The organism is Roseiarcus sp. (assembly GCF_049514155.1).
Taxonomy (GTDB): domain Bacteria; phylum Pseudomonadota; class Alphaproteobacteria; order Rhizobiales; family Beijerinckiaceae; genus Roseiarcus.
In genome coordinates this window covers 1-3,062 of record NZ_JBEKVH010000272.1, presented here as the reverse complement: position 1 = coordinate 3,062, position 3,062 = coordinate 1, and the positions used below count along the sequence as shown (strand labels likewise).

At 68.4% G+C, this 3,062-nt stretch carries 5 protein-coding genes and 1 pseudogene; 2 read left to right on the top strand and 4 right to left on the bottom strand.

Features of this window, described 5'->3' with window-relative positions; translation table 11 throughout:
- The coding region (locus ABSF49_RS21305) for a cation:proton antiporter domain-containing protein (protein ID WP_424114634.1) at positions 1-255 on the top strand (255 nt) is incomplete at its 5' end.
- A gap of 128 nt (positions 256-383) precedes the next feature.
- On the opposite strand, the gene ABSF49_RS21300 is transcribed toward ABSF49_RS21305, so the two are convergent.
- The 3 genes from ABSF49_RS21300 to ABSF49_RS21290 all read right to left on the bottom strand — a co-directional run bounded on the left by ABSF49_RS21300 (position 384) and on the right by ABSF49_RS21290 (position 2,365).
- Positions 384-1,598, bottom strand: a complete 1,215-nt coding sequence (locus tag ABSF49_RS21300) for a 6-phosphofructokinase (RefSeq protein WP_424114633.1) — start codon at positions 1,596-1,598, stop codon at positions 384-386.
- A gap of 141 nt (positions 1,599-1,739) precedes the next feature.
- Positions 1,740-2,066 (bottom strand): DMT family transporter, encoded by a 327-nt coding sequence (locus ABSF49_RS21295; RefSeq protein ID WP_424114632.1) that lies wholly within the window; start codon positions 2,064-2,066, stop codon positions 1,740-1,742.
- Between the two features lie 41 nt (positions 2,067-2,107).
- Positions 2,108-2,365, bottom strand: coding sequence for a hypothetical protein (locus tag ABSF49_RS21290; protein ID WP_424114631.1), 258 nt, complete (start codon positions 2,363-2,365; stop codon positions 2,108-2,110).
- Positions 2,366-2,626: 261 nt separating this feature from the next.
- Between ABSF49_RS21290 and ABSF49_RS21285 the strand changes: the two genes are divergently transcribed.
- On the top strand, positions 2,627-2,878 hold the full coding sequence (locus ABSF49_RS21285; protein ID WP_424114635.1) for a GlsB/YeaQ/YmgE family stress response membrane protein: 252 nt from the start codon (positions 2,627-2,629) through the stop codon (positions 2,876-2,878).
- A gap of 26 nt (positions 2,879-2,904) precedes the next feature.
- Here ABSF49_RS21285 and ABSF49_RS21280 read toward each other — a convergent pair.
- Positions 2,905-3,062: pseudogene (locus ABSF49_RS21280) on the bottom strand (protein tyrosine phosphatase); the annotation flags it as partial.

The window sequence follows — 3,062 nt, the reverse complement described above, 5'->3', positions numbered from 1 at the left end:
CTCGCCTTCTCGCGCACGCGCTGGGCGTTCGGCTGGCGCGAAGCGCATTTCCTGTGGTGGAGCGGATTGCGCGGCGCGCTCGCCTTGGCGCTGGCGCTGGCGCTGCCCGCCGAAGCGCCCTACCGCGACCAGATCCTCGTCGGCGCGTTCGCCGTCGTCGCGTTCTCGGCTTTGGTGCAGGGCCTCACCGCCGCGCCGGCGCTGCGCGCACTGCGGCTCGACGGCAAACGGCGAGCCGAACGCGCGAAATCGTAGGCGCGATCGCCGATCGCGCAGCGGCCGCGTCCGCAAGCGCGTTCAACCACAAAATGAAAAGACGCGGCCAAGGCCACGTCTTCAAGCGATTTTCTAGGCGCGCGGCCGGCGACCGCGGCGCCATTTCGTCACTTCTTCGCCTTGGCGACCTTGCCGGCGCGCAGGCGCGCGACTTCGGGCAAGCCGTCCGTCCCGAGCAGCGGCCGCAGGTAATCGAAAAACTTCGACGTGACGTCGTTGCCGGCCGCCGCGATCAGCTCGTCCTCCATCACCCGCGTCTTGCCGGCGACGTCCTCGAGCGGGATCAGCGGATAGTCGGCGGCGTAATCGGCGATGCGGCGGATCGCCACCGAACCGTTGCGCCCCGCCCACATCGCGTATTGCACCGCCTTCTCGCCGACTTCGCGCGCCTCGCGCTGGTCGACGTCGGAGACGCAGCCGAGGAACGAGCGTTGCAGGTAGCCGAAGGTGTCGCCGCGCACGCGCTTGATGCCGAGCTTGTTCTTGATCTCCTCGCACAGCAGGTCGGCGAGCGCGCCGGTGCCGGAGAGCTGGACGTTGCCGTGCGCGTCCTTCTCCACCGCGCCGCCGGCGAGCTTGGTGATGATCGCCGCGCCGGACTCGTCGTGGATGCCTTCCGAGGCGGCGATCACGCAGCGGCCGTATTTGGCGTAGGTCGCCTTCACATCGGCGAGGAACTTGTCGACGACGAAGGTGCGCTCCGGCAGGTAGATGAGGTGCGGGCCGTCGCCGGGGAACTTGCGCGCCAGAGCGCCGGCGGCGGTGAGGAAGCCGGCGTGGCGGCCCATGATGACGGCGCAATAGACGCCCGGCAGGGCGGCGTTGTCGAGGTTGGCGCCGGCGAACGCCTGGGCGACGAAGCGCGCCGCCGACGGGTAGCCGGGCGTGTGATCGAAACCGACGAGGTCGTTGTCGACCGTCTTGGGGATATGGATCGCGCGGATCTGTTCGCCGGCCTTGGCCGCTTCTTCCGCTACGATGCGCACCGTGTCGGAAGAGTCGTTGCCGCCGATGTAGCAGAACGTGTCGATCTGGTGCGCCTTCAGCACCTTGAAGATTTCCTGGCAGTATTTGACGTCGGGCTTGTCGCGGGTCGAGCCGAGCGCGGCGGCCGGCGTGGCGGCGACGGCTTCGAGATTGGCGGTGGTTTCCTGAGAAAGGTCGACGAGGTCTTCTTCGATGATGCCGCGCACGCCGTGCACCGCGCCATAGACGTGCGTGATGTCGGAAAAGCGTCGCGCCTCGAGCGCTACGCCGGCCAGCGACTGGTTGATCACCGCCGTCGGCCCACCGCCTTGCGCGACCAGAATCTTATGCGACATCGGATCGTCTCCTTAAGGAACCACAGCCAGGTTCAACGCCTAGCGCCCGCTTCGCCCGCCCTGCCTTTAGGGCGGCGCGCCGCGACCGGCAAGTGGCGCACAGCCTTTAGCCGCGGCGGCGACCCGGGCATTTGAGCGCCGTCAATGCGCCGTGGAATTGAACTGGACGACGACGACGCCGACGATGATCAGGGCAATGCCCGCCCCGCCGGCCAGCGTCAGCTTTTGGCCGAACGCCGCCCAGCCGACCAGCGCCACCAGCGCCGTGCCGACGCCCGACCAGATCGCGTAGGCGACGCCGACCGGCACGATTCTCAGCGCGAACCCCAGACACACGAAGGCCGCGCCGTAACCGACCGCGACGCCCGCCGCCGGCGCCCAGCTCGGGGCGCCCGCCGCGACCTTGAGCATGGTGGCGCCGAAGACCTCGAAAACGATCGCCAGAGCCAGGTAGAGCCAATGCGCCATGCCTCACCCGCCTCGACAAGCCGCGCCTCGCGCCGGAGCGCTCAGCACAGCTTGCGGCAGTCGCGCTGCTTGCAGGCGAAGACCTTCATCCAGGTCCCGTCGCCGAAGCACATCTCGACGTCGCAGGCGGTCGCCGGGGCGCAGCTCGTGTAGCAATAGTCTCCCGGCTTATAGGCGACCCCGTTGTCGCGGGTGCAGAGCTTGATCGGCTGCCCATGATGCGCGCGGTCGTGGGCGACCGCGGCCCCGCTGAGGATGAGTCCACAGATCAGCAGCCCAATTCCGACCAAGCGCGTCACTCGAGCCTCCCGGCGTTCACACCGACTCATACCCTAGTCCACGCCGGCGCGGACAGGAATCGCCGCCGATCGGAAGGCGCGGCCGCAGGGCTGGAGATTCGGCCAGAAAGTCAAAGAATTCAGTGTCGTCGCTGACGGTTCCGCAATCTCCGGAATGCGGCCGCCGGCTTGCCTTTCGCGTATCGCGCGGGCAACATCGCCCGACTCGCGCCGCGGCCCTCAGGCTTGAAGACGGGCGAGCTTTTCGTGGGGGTTCTCGCCATGGGCTTTCTTTCTTGGATCGTGCTCGGCCTGATCGCCGGCTTCATCGGCAGCAAGCTGGTCAACAGGACCGGGTCCGGATTGATTATGGACATCGTGCTGGGCGTGGTCGGCGCCGTCGTCGGCGGCTACATCAGCAGCGCGCTCGGCTACGGCACGGTCACCGGCCTTAACCTCTACAGCATCGTCATCGCCATCATCGGCGCCATAGTCGTTCTGCTGGTCTATCGCGCCGTCGTCTCGCGACGCTGAGCTTCTCCCCCGCGCCGGCGCTTCGCTCAGGCGAGCTCCAACGCGAACGGTTCGCCCTCGAAGCATTCCGCGCCGCGGCCGATCGCCGCGACCGCCTCGATCATGCGGCCGCCGCGGTCGAGCGCCGCATCGGCGAGCGCGACCAGGCGCGCGTTCGGCGTGGCGGTCGGCGAGGCGGCGCGCA